This is a genomic window from Staphylococcus sp. GDY8P54P (genome assembly GCF_017892645.1).
In the GTDB taxonomy this organism is placed as follows: domain Bacteria; phylum Bacillota; class Bacilli; order Staphylococcales; family Staphylococcaceae; genus Staphylococcus; species Staphylococcus ureilyticus.
Genome location: NZ_JAESLN010000007.1, coordinates 59,825 through 78,025, shown reverse-complemented (window position 1 = coordinate 78,025; position 18,201 = coordinate 59,825). Strand labels below are relative to the sequence as shown.

Below are 18,201 nucleotides of genomic sequence, written 5' to 3'. Positions count from 1 at the left end.
GTCATCACTGAATATGGCTTCAGTTTCTAATGTATTTTTTATTGTTTTCATGTAATATTCACTCCTCTAGTATTCTTCTGGTAATAACATGACATAATAAGAAAGGCCTACATCATCTTCACGAATAATGTAGACCTTATTGATATTGATAGGTTGATTGATATTTGCCTTTTGAGTTTTCACATACGCTGGTCGTTCTTGTTTGTGTTTGATATATAATTGATTGCGATGTTTATTAAACTGGAATATATGAAAATAATCTACTGAAGTATTATCTTTGGTTTGTTCTTGTTCTCGCTCAGAAACGAGTTGCCATAATTGGTGTTGTAAGTTAATAGGTAAGTTGTTGGCGATACCACGTGTTATATATCTATTCATAAGCGTTTTCCTTTCGTTCTGATTCTTTCATCCAAATGATAATTTCACTAAGAATTGTAATGACGAGTTGTGTAATTTTGATGTATTTATGCATATTATTGTCCTCCTGTTAGTAAGTATCGTTGATCCAAAAGGGGCATGATAGTGTTGTGTAGATATAAGAAATCCATATCGTGATTTTCATCAATATAACCGATAGCTATGAGTTGTTTCTGATAATAGAGAATGAAGGGATAGATATTACTTTCGTGAAGTGTGTCAGAGTAGTAGGTATTAGTCTGTAGTATTTTATTACTAAGTGGACCAAGTCTTACGTATTGTTCAGGTAGAATATCATCAGCGATTTCTTCGATGGATTCACATTCCCATTTTTCATCCCTTGGCAGATTGAATAAGTTGGTTATATAGTGCTTGAGTTGTTGTTCTAGTGTCATTGTTATGACCTCCTAATGTATTTGATGGATGTATGCATGTGATACATCATTTTGATAATATAAGTTTGAAATACCATTTGTTTCGCCAGGAAATCCCACTGAAATACAGAAAAGATCCCAATCGAAAGTCGTCACAATTGTTGATATGACAAGGAAATCCCGTTATCCCGCTCATTTCTCGGGAAATATAGCTATATATTTATATATCATTTGGATTTGGTGGTGTTATTACGAGTTACTTTTTTTTTATATTATTTATTTATAAATAATAACGGGATTTTGGGATTACGCTTGCGTAATCCTTCTCCTACATGAAGTTAGCCAATCCCGTTACTATCCCACTTACATTTTATTTTGGGATGTTCTTTCGTCATATCAATATAAGCTTCACATTGAGTTATGACTGCTTAGGTTGCTGAAGATGTTTATTAGATAGGTGTTATTGAATGACGAAAGGACAGTACATAGATATTAGATTTGAAGAAAGAGTGTTTGAGGCAAAAATAAAGACGAAGTGCTGAGGAGCACTTCGTCTAGATTATTATTATTGAAAAGTTGTTTAATAATTTCATTATTAAGTTTTAGTGTAACGTAGAATTGCTTTTTATGATTCTCATCTTTACGAATGTCAATACGGTCAATAACCGTTAGGTACAAAGCTTTGAGCTGTGATTTATCCATGGATTCTATATTTTGAAAGATTCGTTGTAATAGGACAGCGATTTGTTTCGTATCGTAAGATGGTTTCTCTTGATTTTGTTGGTGCTTGAGTTGATTCATTTGATTTGTAATGTCATTGAGTTGTGTTTCATATTGATGAATGGTTGGTTTGAGTGCAGATGTTAAGTCTGGATTATCTTCGATGGTTTGAATTAGATTTTTTAGTTTAGTGTTTATTTCATCAAATTGTTGTTGCTTATATGCGATATCATGGTTAAGTGCATCCATACCAATTTGACTATCTTGATTAACACGTTCGACAACTTGTGTGAGAACTTTATCACTTTTGACAATTTCGAGTATTTGATCCATGACGTATTTTTCAATCACATCAGCTCTAACGCTATTCGCAGAACATACTTTTGAGCCTTTGTTTCGAAAGTTACTACAAGAATAATAGCGTATTCGCTTCTTAGTACCATCTTTCAATGTGTTCGTTGTGTTACTAGCTGCCATTGGTGCACCACATTGTGGGCAGTGAATAATACCTGTTAATAGATTGGTTCCTTTTCCATGAACTTGAGGTTTTTGACTGACCTGTTTTTTGCGTGATTGGACTTTATCCCATAATTCTTGACTAATAATAGGAGGGTGTTTACCATCAGCTATAATAGGTTTATCATTCAGTCCTTTACGACGCTTTTCATTCCAATCTTTGTACTTCGCAAATTGAATTTTACCAATATAGAATGGGTTTGAGAGAATATAAGTAACAGCTGAAATACTAAATGGATTGCCTTTTTTAGTCACATAGCCTTTGTGATTGAGTGCATTGGCTATTTTACGATAACCATGACCTTTGGCATAAGATTCAAAGATATATTTAACGATGTTAGCTTCATGTTGATTAATCATTAATTCTTTTTTATTATCAGGTATGTTATTATATCCTAATGGAAGATTGCCTTGATAATAGCCCTCTAAAGCTCTTTGACGTTGTCCGGTGTAAATGTTCTCTAAAATTGTATTTCTTTCAAATTCGGAAAAACTTGCAAGTATCTGGAGCATTAACTTACCTGTTGAATTTTTGACTTCCATGCGTTCAGACAAGCTAAAAAATTCAACATTTTGACGATGAAGTTCTTCGACGATTGTAAGTAAATCGGAAGTATTACGTGCCAAACGATTTGTTTTATAAACCATAACACAGTCTAATTTTCCATTTTTAGCATCATTTAACATGCGCTGTAATTCAGGACGGTTCATAGATTTTCCTGATATACCCCGATCTGCATATATATCAACGAGTTCATAGCCGTTAAATTTGCAATATTGCTCTATTTGTGTAATTTGTCCCTCAATGCTATAACCCTCTACTTGTCTCTCTGTGGATACGCGAATGTAGCCTCCTACAAGCTTTTTCTTCATTTTATCCATTATAATCTATCCTTTCTTTAATTATACAATTGATCATTTCATAGTCTGCTTTACAATATTCAGTGGTTCGTTTTTGAAATAGATGCCAGCGAGGCTTTTATTTTTAGAAATATTAATTTCATCAATATAGGGGTACAACATGTTTAGTGTGAAACGTTGTTGAATGATGTTTTGGAAAGCTTTTCGAATTTGATACGCACTGATTGATGATATAGGTTTTGATTGTTGATGTAATGATTGCGTTTGTTCTCTGAACGTTTCTGCATCAATTTTGCCTTGGGCTAATTTTTCTATCAGCTGCTCGTGATTGAGTGTAGTTTTAGTTTCTACATCTCTTTGTGTTTTGAGTCGTTGTTGAATAGTATGGTTTATTTTTGAATAGAGCTGTTGATTTTGAAAGAAGTCCTGACAAGTCGCTAAAACACTGGTTTCTAATTCTTGTGCGTTGATTCCTTTAAATTCACAAACAAAGCGAGCGTTATTCATATTTTGCGGACAGACATAGTAACGCAATGAATGATCTGGTTTTCGGACAGTCATGTTTGTGAGTGTCGAATGACAATAAGGACATTTGATTTTTTGTTTGAGTTGATTTTCTGACGGCTTACGTTTTACTTGTTTCTGAGTTCGGGTAACTTGAGCTTCTTCGTATATCGTTGTACTGACAATAGCTGGGAACATGTTTTCATATTGTCCGTATTGATTGATAACACGGCCACAGTAATTAGGGTTAAGGATAATATTACGCACTTGATAGGGTTTGCGATTAATGAATTTATTATCAGCTTCTAAGTATTGCGCAATTTTTTTATAACCATAACCTTGAAGGTAATAATTGAACACAGCTTTTATTGTTGGTGCTTTTACTGTGTCTATTGTGAAAGTACCATTATGATAGTGATACCCAAAGGGTGCATGTGTTGTAATCATTTTACCTTGTTTCGCTTTTTCTTTGATTCCATTTTTGACTTGTTCGCCTATATTATCAGATTCTAGTTCGGCCAAGCTGATGAAAATATTGAGTTTGAGCCGATCGAATGCTTTATCCATGTCGAAGTAGCCATCATGAACGCTTAAGATATGAACATGATACGTTTGACACAATTTCATGAGTTTTAATGCATTTTTTAGATTACGATGAAGTCGATTCAGACGATAGCAACATAGTACGTCACATTGTCCTTGTTGAATCAGTTCAGTAATTTGCTGGTAACCGTTTCGCTTATCAGTGCGTCCTGATTGCTTATCGCTATAAAAGGTGATGTGTTGAATATTGTGTTTTTCAGCTAATGTCTTGATGGCTTGTTTCTGTGCCGGGAGTGATTGTTGTTTTGTTGTACTTTGACGTAAGTAACCCATTGCTTGTTTCATCCTGTTTCCTCCTTCCACAGTGATAATATATATTTATGAATGAATTTACACATAAGCCCAACACCAATCAGGTGTTGGGCGTTATTATTAGTCATCAGCGTGATTGATTTCTTCAATCACTAAATCAGCGAGTAATGTGATTAATTCGTCCATATTATTCCTCCCAATTAACTTTGATAGTAGTAAAAGTGTTATACCAATATTGGAAACGTTGGAATGAGTTCGATACCTCGTGTTGAGCAGAGTCTGACCAATTTAGGATAATCTTCATAAATGCCCCAAAAGACAATATGTTTAGGTTTGACGTGCTTCAGTTTAATATCATTTATCAATTGGTTATCGTCGTTATAATCTTTTATGATTTTATAACCATGTTCTTTACAATATGCTCTTACAGTATCAATAGGTTCGTCTAAGTAGGCTTCTCTTTCATCTGTAATATTATGTGCTAATACAATTACATTCATAGTTAATTCCTCCGGTTGATTTAATGAGCTACAACGCATAGAGCGTTGTAGCGGTATAACATTCAAATTTATAGTTCTAAATCGTCACTTGCTTCTTTTTCTCTGGCTTGATTAACAAAGTCATTAAGCAAATTTGGATTTGTATTCCCATCAAAGTGCGGTAGTGTGAATGGTTCTGAATTTGAGCTTAAGCCGAAAATAGGGGCAAGTTCTTTATCCAATTTAAGATGATAGAATACAATACTCCTAGGTTTTCCTTGAGTATCTTTGACACTACGTTTGATGGCTATCCGATCGGAATCCATCTGGATATATCCTTCTGATCTTAAACTATCTATTACATTTTTTACATCTTGATATTGGTTTTCTTCTAGCATATGTTTAAAAACATCTTTAAGCATCTTGACTTGGATGTGATCGTCTTTCAGCTCAATAAGGCCATAATTTTCAATCATTGTGGAGAGTTTTTCATTTTCCGCAAACTTACTACGATTGCGTGCCACGAACTGAACCACACTATCAATCGCCTTGGCTGCCAAACTGCGTTCACTTACGGAATCTACATGATAACTAACTAGATACTCTCTAACTGCATCCAAATCTATGGGTGTCGCAATTACACGTACTAATATTCTTGCTGATGCCATAATGGTGGCGTAGCGCTTGAACATACGTATGCCTACATTGTTTGTTTCATTGTTAAGTTGTGTTTTGAACCAATCGTGTTCTCTATGAAACCACTTGATTACTTCATATTCACGATTTAGAAGATATTCAGCTACTAACGGCATTACGTGTCCGTAGTTTTTTGATGTTCCTTTTTTAATGGCGTCCGCATTGTCAGCACTTGTTGTAAAGACATCAGAAATTTCGATGCATCTTGCTCTCAAACCATCATTTGCACTAGCATCTTTGAAAATAGTGTGTTCTGCTGTACTGATCACACTAGATCCAAAGTGGTGAGGATTTTTTACATTTCCCTCTCGATTAGCACGTAGACGACCTTGCCCCTCTGCTAGGGAATAAAGCAAACCATTGGTATCTTTAAAGGTCGCTGCTGATAATTCGTCTAAGACAATAGGAACACCAAAGTTGTTACTTAAGTATCCTTCAATTGCATTACGAGTGCCGTTCCACCCTCTGAATAATGTCTGGTCACCTTTAGATGGGTTGCCTGCAATTGAGACTCCTAATGCCGCGGCAGTTGATTTACCTGTGCTGGAATTTCCCATAAATGAGAAAATGGTACCTGCGAATTCAACTTCATGCTTTGTTTTTAAGAACGCAGTCACTAATGAAGAAACACCAAATATCACAGCAAGCTCCAGTAACAAGTTTCCTTTTACTTCATCAAGATACATTTGCCACCAGCCTTCAAATGTACCTTTAGGTTGTAAGTCATACTTTGTTTCACAAATGATTTCATCAGCCTGAGACTGCTCGATGTCTTTTGAAAGATATGGTTCATCTAGTGAAATGACAGTACCTTCATCAGTACTTAAGACACCTACACCTGTATACAATGTAGAAATAGGCAGTGATTGACGCATTAATTGTAGTGCATTACCTAGCGATTTAATGTACTTTTCATTGATGCTGAACCCAAACATAACCAGTCTAGGTAACTTTTGTGTCGTTAGAATATCTGACGTTTCAATACGTTCAATATTTTTGCCATCCGTGATAGTCAATTTCTCAACCCCTGTAGTAGGGTCGAGAAATTTGTTTTCTATGATGATTGGACTAGATAAACGAATTATCTTATCTTCGTCATTTTTGTTTTTTGCTCGAATAAGTTCATACCATGCAGTTGAATCTAACCAGTATGGATATTGCTCGAAGATGTTGTTAGTCATTAGTTGTTACCACCTTTCCAGTTATGTTTGTGAAGCATTGGATTAGGTCCTGTCTTACGATAAACTAAGTTCCCGTTGCTATTCTTACCAATAATGACAAATGGGACATTTGGCATGTTCTTTACAAAGTATGCAAACCAGCGACCAACATCTTGTTGTACGTCAGTTGAACATGTAACGTTGGACGCCAAATTTAAATCGTTAAACGTAAAATCTTTACCAATTGCTAAATTAAAAGCAACACCACAAGCGCGTCTTTTTAACAAAAGAAAGCAATAACTTTTTTTGCTCATATAAAATTCCTCCTAATAATTAAAATCATCAAATTTGATGTAATTACATACTAATCCCTCACAAGTAGGCTTAGTTTCAAATTTTCAAGGGGAATTTTAGGACATTGATATAAAGGGATTTAAAAGAAAAAATACCTATCGAATACATGTATTCGATAGGCAATTAATTTATTAAAAATAAATATTTCTATGCTTTTTACTGTTTTTAAAACGTGATTCATAAAATTTACTAATAAGTTGAGTCATTAATGTATCACGAAAATCGTTAGGATTAGAGGTCAAACCATATCTACTATAAAATGTGCTTATGTCATAGTCAGCAAGTGTTGAAAGTAGTTCACTTTCAATAGTTGAAGTTAGCTTGCGATTCATTTGAATGGTTTCAGCAATTACCGATTTTAGATTTGAATTTCTAGCATAGCCATTAATTAAATTTTCTATATGTTGTGATTTTTGATCGTATTTTTCAATCCAACTTTTTAAGTCCTGTTTAAGATTACTTATTATATGTAAAGATACTAGTATGTCTTGCTCTGTTGCTTTTTGCATTATGGTACTCACAGTTTGAACTAGTTCGTCTAATAAATCTGAAATAGCAGTAAATAGGGTAAAATGAAATGTATCTTCAATAGTTGTCTTATAATAGAGTTCATTATAACTGATTAGATTTTCCTCCTCCATGAATTCATCAATTTTTTCTTTTGACTGTATAATGTCATCAACAGTTATTGTTTTTCTGCGCAAGCTTTCATTTGCAATGCTGCGAATAAATTTAAAGTAAGGGTCATTTTTATCGTATAAATAAAGTGAAACACCAATAGCAGCTTGTCTGAATTGATCGATATTGTCAGATTGTTCTAAAGAACCATTTTTATGAGTTGACGGTTTAATACTATTTGCAATCTCAAAATATTGGGAGGCGCTTTTTCGTTGTTTAATTAAGTTTTTATTAATTAATTTTATAAAATAGTTTGACTTATTTTGACTTAATATGCCTTTTTCCAGATAGGAGTCCTGCTTTTCTTTATATACAAGATATTTAGTTAAGAAATCACTTATTAAAATGTCATTATATGATTCTGCAGTTAAGTCTTGATGGTTCTTTATAATTTCATTTTTAAGTTTGTTGAATTCTGAAGATGAATTTAATTTATCTTTGTTTTTATTCATTTTAATTTGAATATCCCATTTTTTAAGATTTATCTCACCCATTATTTGTCTTCTTACATTTTCAGCAGTTTGTTTAGCAAATTCTGTTTTGTCTGAAATGGCAAGTAAGAATTCATCAAAGTATGATTCTATTGTTTTTAAATCTAAGGATAGGAGAACGGAAGAGCCTTCTTCAACGATTTCTTGTGATATATCATCAATATCGATTTTACTTTGACTATCTATAAAAAATGATAATTTATCATTTTTAAAAATTTCTGATTGATATATATTTGGGACATTGTCAGTAAAGATACCGTTTGAATTTGATTTCACTGTATGTTGTTCAATAATTTGATCTGGTTGATTTACGAAGTAACTAATATAAACTGTTTCATTAGGTAATGATCTTCCTTTAATTAAGTTATTTTTATCAAATATGATGCTTTCTGGCTCAAACTCATTGCTGATTTTATGTATAAAATAGTTGAATTTCTGAAACCATAATTCTATTTTCCATTTGTTCTTTATCATACTAATCATCCATTTCTATAAAATTTTAATGTTTTTGGGTGAATTTAGAATGGTATAACTACTATAAGATGGTAAGTGCTGTTTTAATATGCTTAGCCTTTTTTTGCAGTTTTTCCAAATCTGACTCTATGTCTTTTATAGCTTCCTCAATATCATTAATCATTGGTTTATTAGCTTTAAAAAAAGCATTTCCATAATCATCTTTCTCGGGATGGCTATTTAATCGGTATGGAGTTATGTTATGAGTATATTCATCTCTATACTTTACGGTACGAATAGGACTGTTTTTATTAAGTATATTCCCTAATTTGTTAAAAGTTTCATTGTCAGAAGACTTTAATTTAGCTACTAGTTCTCTTTTAAAACCTAATTCTAATTTAACTTCATAAGAATGGGTTAATTCTCTTACTAATGTATACATTAAATCGTGTAAAGTATGTAAAAAATGAAGGGCTATGTTGTGATAATAAAATACCCAAGTCATTATATTTTTAATCTTATTAATGGTTTTCATGCTTATTAAGCCAGAATCAGCAAAGTATATGTCAGGATTTTCTTTGGTGATTTCCATACTTACATTTTTGACGAATATGTATTATAACGGTAAAGCTGAAGAGCATAAAAGAATTTCAAACACCCTACTATTTTTGTTTGATAGCACTAAATATTCATAGGAATTAAGTGAGGACTTTGTAAAGAATAGCATACAGATAGATATCTTTAACTTTAGTAATGAGTCATCTTTAGTAACAAATGATAAAGCTAAAGCACATTATATAGGGAAAAACAAAAATTTTATATATTTAAAAAATGTTTGTGGGATAGCTAAGAATGTAATTGTTGAATACTGTCAAAATGTTATTTGAAATGTTTATAGAGAAAAAATACTGGAAATATCATGATCACTGGTTAGGATATTGTACAAATGAATTGATACAAATTGACCCACAAGAGAAATATTATAAATTTGGCATTCAGACCGTATCCAGTTATTTAGATTATATGCAACAAAGGGAAACGTCATTCCCAATATTTTTAGAAATGTTAATGGCGACTTATTACTTAGTAGAAAAAGCAAAAAAGACAGGCTATGCTGAACTTATTGAAACTTATGTAAATGAAGAAAAACTCATTCCAGCTTTGCCTATTCACCTATCGCCTTTATCTACGCACTCAACCTTTAAAATCTACAATTTCTTTATGCTTATTCATTCACTATCCCTCCACACTCTTCTTATCGTTCTTTTAATTCACACACCCCTTTTCCCTCGTCACTCGGTCATGGCAGTTTGTAATTTTTGTTCAATTAAGTCGATATGTGTACTGATCAAATTCCGTTGTTCATTCAAGAATTTTAGGTGTGCGCGTAACACGCTTGGGACATCTATTTGGTTTTGATAAAGCATATCTGTGTTTTTTCGGATTTCTTTTAATGGCATATTCAAATTGCTTAGGCACTGGATAAATTTAATCATTTCGATATCGTCGTCTGTGTATAAACGCTTGTTATTGCTATCTCTGTCGATGTGTTTCAAGATATTCTTTTTCTCGTAATAACGCAGTTTGCTTTTAGGTATATTGCAATAATCTGAGACATATTCAATGTAATATTGTTTCATGTAAGCATATCCTTTCTCTTAAACCAAGGTTTAACTGATATTGTACTCTATATAAACATGAATGAGGAGGAAATACAATGAAAAAAGCTTTAATTGTTGTAACAAACATTGCGAAATACGATAATTTAGACAGACTTACGGGTGCGTGGTTCTCAGAGGTTACGCACTTTGCGAAAGATTTCTATGACGCAGGTTATGATGTTGATTTCGTAAGTCCGAACGGTGGATATGTGCCTCTTGATCCTATCAGTCTTAGCCCTGAAATGATGGGAGCTGAGGACTGGGAATACTACACGGATCATGATTATATGAATAAATTTGGACAAACATTATCTCCAAAAGAGGTTAATCCTAGCGACTATCAAGCCATTTACTTTGCAGGTGGACATGGTGCGATTTGGGATTTTAGAAATAACAAAGAACTTAACGACATTGCGTTAAGTATTTACAATAATCAAGGCGTTCTCTCTTCTGTATGTCATGGTGCGGCTGGTCTACTCGATATTAAAGAAAATGGCGATTACCTCGTTCGTCATAAAGACGTGACTGGTTTTACAAATAGTGAAGAACAAGCAAATGGTACAACTGAATACATGCCATATTTATTAGAAGACGAATTTATTAGTAACGGTGCACATTTTAAAAAAGAGGATGACTGGAGCAATTTCGCAGTCGTAGATGGTCGCATTGTGACTGGTCAAAATCCTCAATCAGGACATGCTGTTGCTGAACGTGCTTTAAAAATCTTAGCTAATCAATAATTTCATAAAGGAGCGATACACATGAAATCATTAATTATTGGCGCTAATGGTGGCGTCGGTCAACATCTTATACGTAAACTGAAAGCACGAGATGTTGATTTTACTGCCGGTGTTAGAAAAGAAGAACAAGTTGAAGTTTTAAAAGCAGATGGTATTGATGCAACTTACATTGATGTTGCAAAACAATCTATTGATGAATTAATAGAATTATTTAAACCGTATGATCAAATCCTTTTTTCCGTCGGTTCTGGTGGAAGCACAGGTGACGATCAAACAATCATAGTAGATTTAGACGGTGCAGTGAAAGCAATTAAAGCAAGTGAACACGTCGGTCGTCAACACTTTGTTATGGTATCAACGTACGACTCACGTCGAGAAGCGTTTGATGCGTCAGGCGACTTGAAACCATATACCATTGCAAAACATTATGCGGATGACTACTTAAGACATTCAAATTTAAAATATACCATCGTGCATCCAGGCGCATTAACTAACGATCATGAAACGCAACAATTCAATATGAGTGCGCAATTTGAAAATGTACAAAATCCGTCTATTACAAGAGAAGATGTAGCAGAAGTGCTTGTTTCTGTGTTAACTGATGAAGCATTAAAAGGTCACGAATTCCAAATCATCAATGGTGATTTGTCATTATCAGACGCTACGACTAAATATCTGGAGGAATAATAAATGAATAATCAACAAGTTGTACTTGCAAAACGACCACAAAGTATCCCTCAAGACGATGTATTTAGATTTGAAACAATAGAAACTCGAGAACCACATGCAGGTGAGGTTCAAGTAGAATCCATTTATGTATCTGTAGATCCTTACATGAGAGGCAGAATGAATGATACAAAAAGTTATGTTCAACCTTTCCAAGTGAATGAGCCATTACAAGGTCATATTGTTGGAAAAGTCACACAATCGAACGATGAACGTCTATCTGTCGGCGATTATGTCACAGGCATATTACCATGGAAAAAGATAAATACAGTGAATGGAGACGATGTGACCCCTGTGCCATCAAAAGATGTACCATTACATTTATATTTGAGTGTTTTAGGCATGCCGGGAATGACGGCCTATACAGGATTGCTTCAAATTGGTCAACCACAATCTGGCGAGACGGTTGTCGTGTCAGCTGCATCAGGTGCAGTAGGCTCTGTCGTAGGACAAATTGCTAAGATTAAAGGCGCAAAAGTTGTCGGTATTGCTGGTGGTAAGCAGAAAACAACATATTTAACAGATGAATTAGGATTTGATGCGGCCATTGACTATAAACAAGATGATTTCGCACAACAACTCGAAGCGGCTGTACCAGATGGTATTGATGTGTATTTTGAAAATGTAGGCGGCGCAATTTCTGATGAAGTGTTTAAACACTTAAATCGATTTGCACGCGTTCCGGTATGTGGTGCAATTTCAGCATATAATAATGAAAAAGACGATATTGGACCACGTATCCAAGGAACGTTGATTAAAAATCAAGCATTGATGCAAGGTTTTGTAGTAGCACAATTCGCTGATCATTTTAAAGAAGCAAGCGAACAACTCGCACAATGGGTGTCTGAAGGTAAAATTAAATTTGAAGTGACGATAGATGAAGGTTTTGATAATTTACCTTCTGCATTTAGAAAGTTATTCACAGGAGAGAATTTTGGTAAACAAGTTGTCAAAGTCGCTGAAGAATAGCAGAAGACTATGAAAAATATCATCGTAAGACTCATATTTAGTTTACTGTTTTATAAAAGTGGTGTTGCACACTTTAAAAATAAAGATATGTTTTTAAAAATCGTGCCGTCCTATTTACCTTTCAAACACGCAATAGTTAAGTATTCGGGCATATTAGAATTTATAATTGCTTTTTATGTACTCGGTGCTAAAAATAGATCACGCGTAAGAAAAGTAGTACAAGGATTCCTTTGGCTCGTATTTCCTGCAAATATTTACGCTGCACGTAAGAACATCTCTTATAAAGATGAAAGAGATGAAACAGATAGTGTTAAGCAGCATGTCATTCGTTTACCATTACAATTTGTCATGGTCGCACTTGCGAAACTATTATAAGACTTATCATAGCCACGCCTGGAACATTACTTTTGTTCCAGGCGATTTTTTAATATTTACACTTAAAATCGACGTATATCAAATGATTCTCTTGACAACGCTTATGTGCTCTTTGTTTAAATAAGCTCATATCAGACATTTACTTTTCAATTTTTCTATAGTGATAAGCTTCTAAATTAAGAAAAGCATAAGTTAATTTGCTTGTATGAGTGTAAGAAGAAATAAAAAATGTATTTTATCATGTGATGCTATCGCAACATTGTAACATTAATGTAATAACGTGACCTGTAAGACAAATATGAGGGGAGGGTTTTTATGAAAAAAGTTTCTAACTTTATTTTAGCTAGTAGTTTAGTTTTGGGCTTTTTCGTAACGCCCGAATTATTTAATATCACTCAAGCACATGCGCAAGAATCTGTGAAACCTTATTATAGTTACAGTGGTTATACAGCAAATCAAAGTAATTTTATTCTAGATAAGAATTTTAAAACATCTCAAAAAGCTGATAACTTCAAGATTAATAATCACAAGATTACTAAAAATGCATTAGCTAAAAATTATAAAGATTTACACGATCCAACATATTACGGGGTTTCTAATCATAAAACGAATGGTGTTTTCTTTTTATTAGACGGTAAGTCAGTGAGCAAAAATAATTATTGAATCATTACGGTGAAGCAAAGTATACATCTACATCAGCCTGAGCCAAAGAATATATGTATAAAATTGGAAATGATGACTTTTAAAATATAAAGTTGTAGTAGATACATTGTAAAAATAAACTTAAATTGCTCAAATACTTTTCAATAATATCAAGATATATATTAAATCGAAAGTGATTATATAGTACCAAAGCAAATATGGTACTAATTCCAGATTATACAGGAAAAGATAAAGAATTTTTTATACTAGTGACATCATTAAAGCAAGTAAGATTATTCCTTTTTTAGTCAAATTCTTGTGGTTTGATAAATTTATTGATTAATTATTATAAATAAAGATTGAAAAGCTTTAAGAAGGGTATAATTTTAAATAAGAGACTTGGAGCTCTTGTCAATTAAGATAATGAGCAAGTGAGCTCGTTAAGTTAAAGATGAGCTGAGGTAAAGTTTACCTGCTCATCTTTTTCTATTTGGAGGCTAAATATATGAAAAAAATATTATTAACAGGCGCTTCGGGATATATCGGTAGTCACTTAATGAATAAATTAAAAGATAACTATGAAATTATAGCTATTTCTAGAAATATAGAAAATAAATCAAATGAACACAATGTTACTTGGAAGGCAGCTGACTTGTTTGATTTAAATGAAATCACTGAGGTAATGGAGGATATTGATATCGCTATATATCTTGTCCATTCTATGATGCCTTCAGCTAAGTTGACGCAGGCGAGCTTTGAAGATATGGATGCATTATTAGCTGATAATTTTGCTAAAGCCGCAAGTTATAACAAAGTTCAGCATATTGTATTTATGAGTGGTTTGATACCTAATACAAGTGAATTATCACCACATTTAAGAAGCCGTTTAGAGTGCGAACAGATTTTAGGATCATATGGTGTACCAGTAAGTACTTTAAGAGCGGGTTTGATTATAGGCTCTAAAGGAAGTTCTTACCCTATATTAAAAAAATTAGTGGATAGATTACCTGGCCTGTTACTGCCAAAATGGGCTTATAATACAACATTGCCAGTTGCAATAGACGACGTGATTGACGGTTTATATAAAATTGTAGAGCGTAATCCAAATGAGAACGAATCGATAGATATTGGTGGACCTAGTCATATGACTTATAAAGATCTATTCAAGCAAACTGCAGAGGTACTAGATAAACGATTACCTACGATAGATTTGCCTATTATTCCCATTTGGCTAAGTAAATATTGGGTGAAACTTATTTCAGGTGTTCCAAAAGAAATGGTCTATCCGTTAATGGATAGCTTAATTCATGATATGATTAGAAATGATGAAAATATTGTGAAGGACATTTCTATAGGCAAGATTGATTATAAGGAAAGTGTGCGTAATGCCTTGGAAGAAGAAACTAAGACACAGAAGAAAGGGAAGTCATCACGTAAGGGCGATATTAAAGATGTTAGAGCAATATCAAGGGTAGTCTTACCTAAAGATGTAAATATGATTCAATTGGCAGAATCATATGCAAATTTTTTAAATAGAATTACATTAAATGTCGTTAATAGTGATTTTAACGAAGATAACTTTACGATTAGTGTGCCGTGTTTAAATAAGGACTTATTATTATTAAGTAAAGATTTTAAAGCTTCTAATAACGAGAGAATTTTATATCGAATTGTTGGTGGAGATTTCGCTTTAGATTCAGATGGTGGTAATGCGAGATTAGAGTTTAGAAGATTACCTAATAGTGACGCATGTATCATAGCGTTACAAGAATATGAACCGACGTTACCTTGGTGGGTATATAAGTATACCCAAGCAAAAGTTCATAAAAGTGTAATGAATCTTTTTAAATTCAAGATTAATAGCCAAAAAACTAATAAAGGAGAATACTTTAATATGAAGAAGTTTATTTTGCCAATTGTTATTACAGGTGCAATTGTTTTGAAAGTATATGGATTGAAAAAGTATTTAGCTAGAAAAAATAACATGTCTAATGCCGAACTATAGCTATTAGATATAATAGCTAGTTACTTTTTCAAAAAAAGAGGGGATCAACTATGAAAGCAAACGGGATAATTAAAACAATTATAAAAGTTATAACACCAATTACAGGTGGTAAATTTATAGGGAAATTTGCAGTGAAAAACGCGAGAAAAGATTATAAAAATAATGTTAAACCACCTTTTTCACCACCCGGCTATGTCTTTCCAATTGTGTGGCCAATACTTTATACAACGATGGGCGTAGCTTATGCATTAGTGACTAATAAATCTACTAGTAAGGCTTTGAAAGGTGCTTATTACTCACAATTAAGCCTGAATTATCTATGGTCGATATTATACTTCAAATATAAATTACGCTTTAGTGCGTTGATAGAGAGTGTTGTATTACTGGGCGCAGTAGTTACAACAACTGTAAAATTTTTCAATGTAAAAAAAGTTGCTGGCATTTTACTAGTTCCATATATGCTTTGGAGCGCTTTTGCTACTTATTTAACAGCTGGTAATTGGTATTTAAATAAAGATAACCCAAGCTATACAGCGAAATCTGAGCATTAAATTGATAAAAAAGATTATATATATTGCGCTATATTGGTTTATAGTTCAAATGATTATTGCTCAACTTGGTACTCGTATTAGTTATAAGTTCTTAGAAAAAGATAATAAGTATTTTCGAAGTTGGAATATTGAACAAGAGGGTCAATTATGGCAACAATTAGTTAAAGTGCAATATTGGAAAGATTATTTGCCAGACGGTCAAAATCTTAACCCTAATATCAGTAGTAAAGCGACTTTCGATTTATCTAAAAATATGAATGATATACAGCGATTTATATTAGAAACTAGACGTGCAGAGGTGGTTCATCTGCTATCCATATTTCCTGTTATTGCGTTTTTTAAAGCGTCAAAAAGCGTTAAAATAATTAATTTTATATATGTCATTATAGCTAATGTGCCTTGTATGATTGTTCAGCGCTATAATCGCCCTAAGTTAATACGTATTTATAATAAATTACAAAAAAGAAAAGGTGATTAAATGGGAAATAAGAAAGTGGTTGTCATAGGAGGTGGCTTGGGAGGGATTGCCAGTGCAATTTGTATGGCTCAAGCAGGCTATCAAGTGGATTTATATGAACAAAATAAGCATATCGGTGGAAAGGTAAATAGGTTAGACATAGATGACTATGGATTTGATCTCGGTCCATCAATTTTAACCATGCCTAAAGTATTTCAACGCCTATTTCAACGATGTGATGAAAGGCTAGAAGATTATGTTAGCATTCGTAAGTTAAGTTTACAGATTAGAAACGTTTATCCAGATGGTCAAATTTTAGATTTATATGAATCCATGGAAGATATGTTAACAAATAATGAATCGTTAACAAATAAGGATATAGAGCAACTTTCTTCGTTTTTTAGTTACGCACAAAAGATACATCAAGTTGCTGAAAAAAGCTACTTTGATAAGGGGTTAGATACGATGTATGCAATCATTCGTTATCATGGTCCATTTTCAGCTTTAAAACAATTCGACTATTTTCATACAATGCAACAAGCCATTAATAAAAGGGTAGATAACCCATATTTAAGAGAAATGCTAGGTTATTTCATAAAATATGTCGGCTCCTCATCTTATGATGCTCCGGCTGTATTGAGTTTATTACCTCAAATGCAACATGAGGAAGGTTTGTGGTACGTAGATGGTGGCATTCATAAGTTAGCGGAAGCGATGGAACAATTAGCGAGAAAATTAGGTGTGGGCATACATTTTAACACCCCTGTAAAACGTATCAATTATAATAGTCAAAATAAGGTGACAGGGATAACAATAGAAAGTAATAAGGAAATATATGCAGATTACATTATATCTAATATGGAAGTAATCCCTGTTTATAAGTATTTATTGAATTTTGATGCAAACCAAATAAACAAATTGGAACGTAAATTTGAGCCAGCTAGTTCAGGTTATGTCATGCATCTTGGTGTGGACAAAAGTTATCCAGAGCTTCAACATCATAACTTTTTCTTTTCAAGTAATTCTAAAGTTAATTATGATCAAGTTTTTCACCAGTATGTTTTGCCTGAAGATCCGACTATTTATGTAGTGAATACAAATAAAACAGATAAGACACAGGCGCCAGAGGGACACGAGAATATAAAAATATTGCCACACATACCGTACATTCAGAGTAAGTCATTTAGTGAAGCAGAATATCTGCAATTCCAAGAACGTATATTGGATAAATTAGAGTCCATGGGCTTGAAAGATTTGAGAAAGCACATTGTATATGAAGACGTATGGACACCACATGATATAGAAAATACATACAATTCTAATAAAGGAGCTATATATGGTGTAGTATCCAATAAGAAGAAAAATAAAGGTTTTAAATTTCCTAAAAAAAGTCAGTACTTCAAAAATTTGTACTTTGTAGGTGGTTCTGTAAATCCTGGCGCTGGTATGCCTATGGTTACTTTGAGTGGTATGCAAGTAGCAGAAGCTATTATTAATGGAGAAAGTAGTTGAGGCTG

At 33.2% G+C, this 18,201-nt stretch carries 18 protein-coding genes and 2 pseudogenes; 10 read left to right on the top strand and 10 right to left on the bottom strand.

Features of this window, described 5'->3' with window-relative positions; genetic code table 11:
- Positions 1 to 66: 66 nt before the first annotated feature.
- From KA883_RS02295 to KA883_RS02255, 9 genes are all read right to left on the bottom strand, one after another.
- Positions 67 to 378, bottom strand: coding sequence for a DUF960 family protein (locus KA883_RS02295; RefSeq protein ID WP_046207795.1), 312 nt, complete (start codon positions 376 to 378; stop codon positions 67 to 69).
- Between the two features lie 95 nt (positions 379 to 473).
- The gene (locus KA883_RS02290) at positions 474 to 812 is read right to left on the bottom strand and encodes an SAUGI family uracil-DNA glycosylase inhibitor (protein ID WP_046207796.1); all 339 of its coding nucleotides are present in this window, start codon (positions 810 to 812) and stop codon (positions 474 to 476) included.
- Positions 813 to 1,283: 471 nt separating this feature from the next.
- A complete protein-coding gene (gene ccrB, locus KA883_RS02285) occupies positions 1,284 to 2,909 on the bottom strand; it encodes a cassette chromosome recombinase CcrB (RefSeq protein ID WP_046207797.1) in 1,626 nt (541 codons plus the stop codon).
- A 33-nt stretch (positions 2,910 to 2,942) separates the two neighbouring features.
- Positions 2,943 to 4,280 carry a cassette chromosome recombinase CcrA gene (gene ccrA, locus KA883_RS02280; RefSeq protein WP_210139840.1) on the bottom strand — a complete coding sequence of 446 codons (1,338 nt, stop codon included), beginning with the start codon at positions 4,278 to 4,280 and terminating at the stop codon, positions 2,943 to 2,945.
- Positions 4,281 to 4,471: 191 nt separating this feature from the next.
- A complete protein-coding gene (locus tag KA883_RS02275; RefSeq protein WP_046207799.1) occupies positions 4,472 to 4,747 on the bottom strand; it encodes a recombinase family protein in 276 nt (91 codons plus the stop codon).
- 68 nt (positions 4,748 to 4,815) lie between these two features.
- Positions 4,816 to 6,603, bottom strand: coding sequence for a cassette chromosome replicative helicase (cch1, locus tag KA883_RS02270; RefSeq protein WP_203265326.1), 1,788 nt, complete (start codon positions 6,601 to 6,603; stop codon positions 4,816 to 4,818).
- Entirely contained in the window at positions 6,603 to 6,896 is a 294-nt protein-coding gene (gene ssb / locus KA883_RS02265; protein WP_031863540.1) for a cassette chromosome ssDNA-binding protein, read from the bottom strand. Before ssb ends, cch1 begins: the two co-directional genes overlap by 1 nt.
- Positions 6,897 to 7,067: 171 nt before the next feature.
- A complete protein-coding gene (locus KA883_RS02260; RefSeq protein WP_046207801.1) occupies positions 7,068 to 8,579 on the bottom strand; it encodes a hypothetical protein in 1,512 nt (503 codons plus the stop codon).
- Between the two features lie 61 nt (positions 8,580 to 8,640).
- Positions 8,641 to 9,150: a Cthe_2314 family HEPN domain-containing protein gene (locus tag KA883_RS02255; RefSeq protein ID WP_230623012.1), complete on the bottom strand. Its 510-nt coding sequence runs from the start codon at positions 9,148 to 9,150 to the stop codon at positions 8,641 to 8,643.
- 269 nt (positions 9,151 to 9,419) lie between these two features.
- Here KA883_RS02255 and KA883_RS13550 point away from each other — a divergent pair.
- Positions 9,420 to 9,722: pseudogene (locus KA883_RS13550) on the top strand (poly(glycerol-phosphate) alpha-glucosyltransferase); the annotation flags it as partial.
- 128 nt (positions 9,723 to 9,850) lie between these two features.
- Here the strand turns inward: KA883_RS13550 and KA883_RS02250 are convergent.
- On the bottom strand, positions 9,851 to 10,198 hold the full coding sequence (locus KA883_RS02250) for a MerR family transcriptional regulator (protein WP_046207802.1): 348 nt from the start codon (positions 10,196 to 10,198) through the stop codon (positions 9,851 to 9,853).
- A 77-nt stretch (positions 10,199 to 10,275) separates the two neighbouring features.
- Between KA883_RS02250 and KA883_RS02245 the strand changes: the two genes are divergently transcribed.
- The 9 genes and pseudogenes from KA883_RS02245 to KA883_RS02205 all read left to right on the top strand — a co-directional run bounded on the left by KA883_RS02245 (position 10,276) and on the right by KA883_RS02205 (position 18,196).
- Complete coding sequence (locus KA883_RS02245; RefSeq protein ID WP_210122412.1) at positions 10,276 to 10,959, top strand: type 1 glutamine amidotransferase domain-containing protein; 684 nt, start codon at positions 10,276 to 10,278, stop codon at positions 10,957 to 10,959.
- A 21-nt stretch (positions 10,960 to 10,980) separates the two neighbouring features.
- Entirely contained in the window at positions 10,981 to 11,646 is a 666-nt protein-coding gene (locus KA883_RS02240; protein WP_046207804.1) for an SDR family oxidoreductase, read from the top strand.
- Positions 11,647 to 11,649: 3 nt separating this feature from the next.
- Positions 11,650 to 12,654, top strand: a complete 1,005-nt coding sequence (locus KA883_RS02235) for an NADP-dependent oxidoreductase (protein WP_002483586.1) — start codon at positions 11,650 to 11,652, stop codon at positions 12,652 to 12,654.
- A 9-nt stretch (positions 12,655 to 12,663) separates the two neighbouring features.
- Positions 12,664 to 13,029, top strand: a complete 366-nt coding sequence (locus KA883_RS02230) for a DoxX family protein (protein WP_046207805.1) — start codon at positions 12,664 to 12,666, stop codon at positions 13,027 to 13,029.
- Between the two features lie 315 nt (positions 13,030 to 13,344).
- Positions 13,345 to 13,730 (top strand): annotated as a pseudogene (isaB, locus tag KA883_RS02225) (immunodominant staphylococcal antigen IsaB family protein); the annotation flags it as partial.
- 446 nt (positions 13,731 to 14,176) lie between these two features.
- Positions 14,177 to 15,676 carry an NAD-dependent epimerase/dehydratase family protein gene (locus KA883_RS02220; RefSeq protein WP_002483583.1) on the top strand — a complete coding sequence of 500 codons (1,500 nt, stop codon included), beginning with the start codon at positions 14,177 to 14,179 and terminating at the stop codon, positions 15,674 to 15,676.
- Positions 15,677 to 15,726: 50 nt separating this feature from the next.
- The gene (locus KA883_RS02215; protein ID WP_046207806.1) at positions 15,727 to 16,227 is read left to right on the top strand and encodes a TspO/MBR family protein; all 501 of its coding nucleotides are present in this window, start codon (positions 15,727 to 15,729) and stop codon (positions 16,225 to 16,227) included.
- Between the two features lie 4 nt (positions 16,228 to 16,231).
- Positions 16,232 to 16,705 carry a glycosyl-4,4'-diaponeurosporenoate acyltransferase CrtO family protein gene (locus KA883_RS02210; RefSeq protein ID WP_046207820.1) on the top strand — a complete coding sequence of 158 codons (474 nt, stop codon included), beginning with the start codon at positions 16,232 to 16,234 and terminating at the stop codon, positions 16,703 to 16,705.
- On the top strand, positions 16,706 to 18,196 hold the full coding sequence (locus KA883_RS02205) for a phytoene desaturase family protein (RefSeq protein WP_046207807.1): 1,491 nt from the start codon (positions 16,706 to 16,708) through the stop codon (positions 18,194 to 18,196).
- The last annotated feature ends 5 nt before the right edge of the window (positions 18,197 to 18,201 follow it).

Excerpts from the sequence above, each read along its gene's own strand:
- KA883_RS02220 (WP_002483583.1), top strand. The coding sequence starts at position 14,177 with ATGAAAAAAATATTATTAACAGGCGCTTCGGGATATATCGGTAGTCAC.
- KA883_RS02275 (WP_046207799.1), bottom strand. The coding sequence starts at position 4,747 with ATGAATGTAATTGTATTAGCACATAATATTACAGATGAAAGAGAAGCC.
- ssb (WP_031863540.1), bottom strand. The coding sequence starts at position 6,896 with ATGAGCAAAAAAAGTTATTGCTTTCTTTTGTTAAAAAGACGCGCTTGT.
- KA883_RS02290 (WP_046207796.1), bottom strand. The coding sequence starts at position 812 with ATGACACTAGAACAACAACTCAAGCACTATATAACCAACTTATTCAAT.
- KA883_RS02295 (WP_046207795.1), bottom strand. The coding sequence starts at position 378 with ATGAATAGATATATAACACGTGGTATCGCCAACAACTTACCTATTAAC.
- KA883_RS02235 (WP_002483586.1), top strand. The coding sequence starts at position 11,650 with ATGAATAATCAACAAGTTGTACTTGCAAAACGACCACAAAGTATCCCT.
- KA883_RS02215 (WP_046207806.1), top strand. The coding sequence starts at position 15,727 with ATGAAAGCAAACGGGATAATTAAAACAATTATAAAAGTTATAACACCA.
- KA883_RS02245 (WP_210122412.1), top strand. The coding sequence starts at position 10,276 with ATGAAAAAAGCTTTAATTGTTGTAACAAACATTGCGAAATACGATAAT.
- KA883_RS02205 (WP_046207807.1), top strand. The coding sequence starts at position 16,706 with ATGGGAAATAAGAAAGTGGTTGTCATAGGAGGTGGCTTGGGAGGGATT.
- cch1 (WP_203265326.1), bottom strand. The coding sequence starts at position 6,603 with ATGACTAACAACATCTTCGAGCAATATCCATACTGGTTAGATTCAACT.
- ccrB (WP_046207797.1), bottom strand. The coding sequence starts at position 2,909 with ATGGATAAAATGAAGAAAAAGCTTGTAGGAGGCTACATTCGCGTATCC.
- KA883_RS02260 (WP_046207801.1), bottom strand. The coding sequence starts at position 8,579 with ATGATAAAGAACAAATGGAAAATAGAATTATGGTTTCAGAAATTCAAC.
- KA883_RS02240 (WP_046207804.1), top strand. The coding sequence starts at position 10,981 with ATGAAATCATTAATTATTGGCGCTAATGGTGGCGTCGGTCAACATCTT.
- KA883_RS02255 (WP_230623012.1), bottom strand. The coding sequence starts at position 9,150 with ATGGAAATCACCAAAGAAAATCCTGACATATACTTTGCTGATTCTGGC.
- ccrA (WP_210139840.1), bottom strand. The coding sequence starts at position 4,280 with ATGAAACAAGCAATGGGTTACTTACGTCAAAGTACAACAAAACAACAA.
- KA883_RS02250 (WP_046207802.1), bottom strand. The coding sequence starts at position 10,198 with ATGAAACAATATTACATTGAATATGTCTCAGATTATTGCAATATACCT.
- KA883_RS02230 (WP_046207805.1), top strand. The coding sequence starts at position 12,664 with ATGAAAAATATCATCGTAAGACTCATATTTAGTTTACTGTTTTATAAA.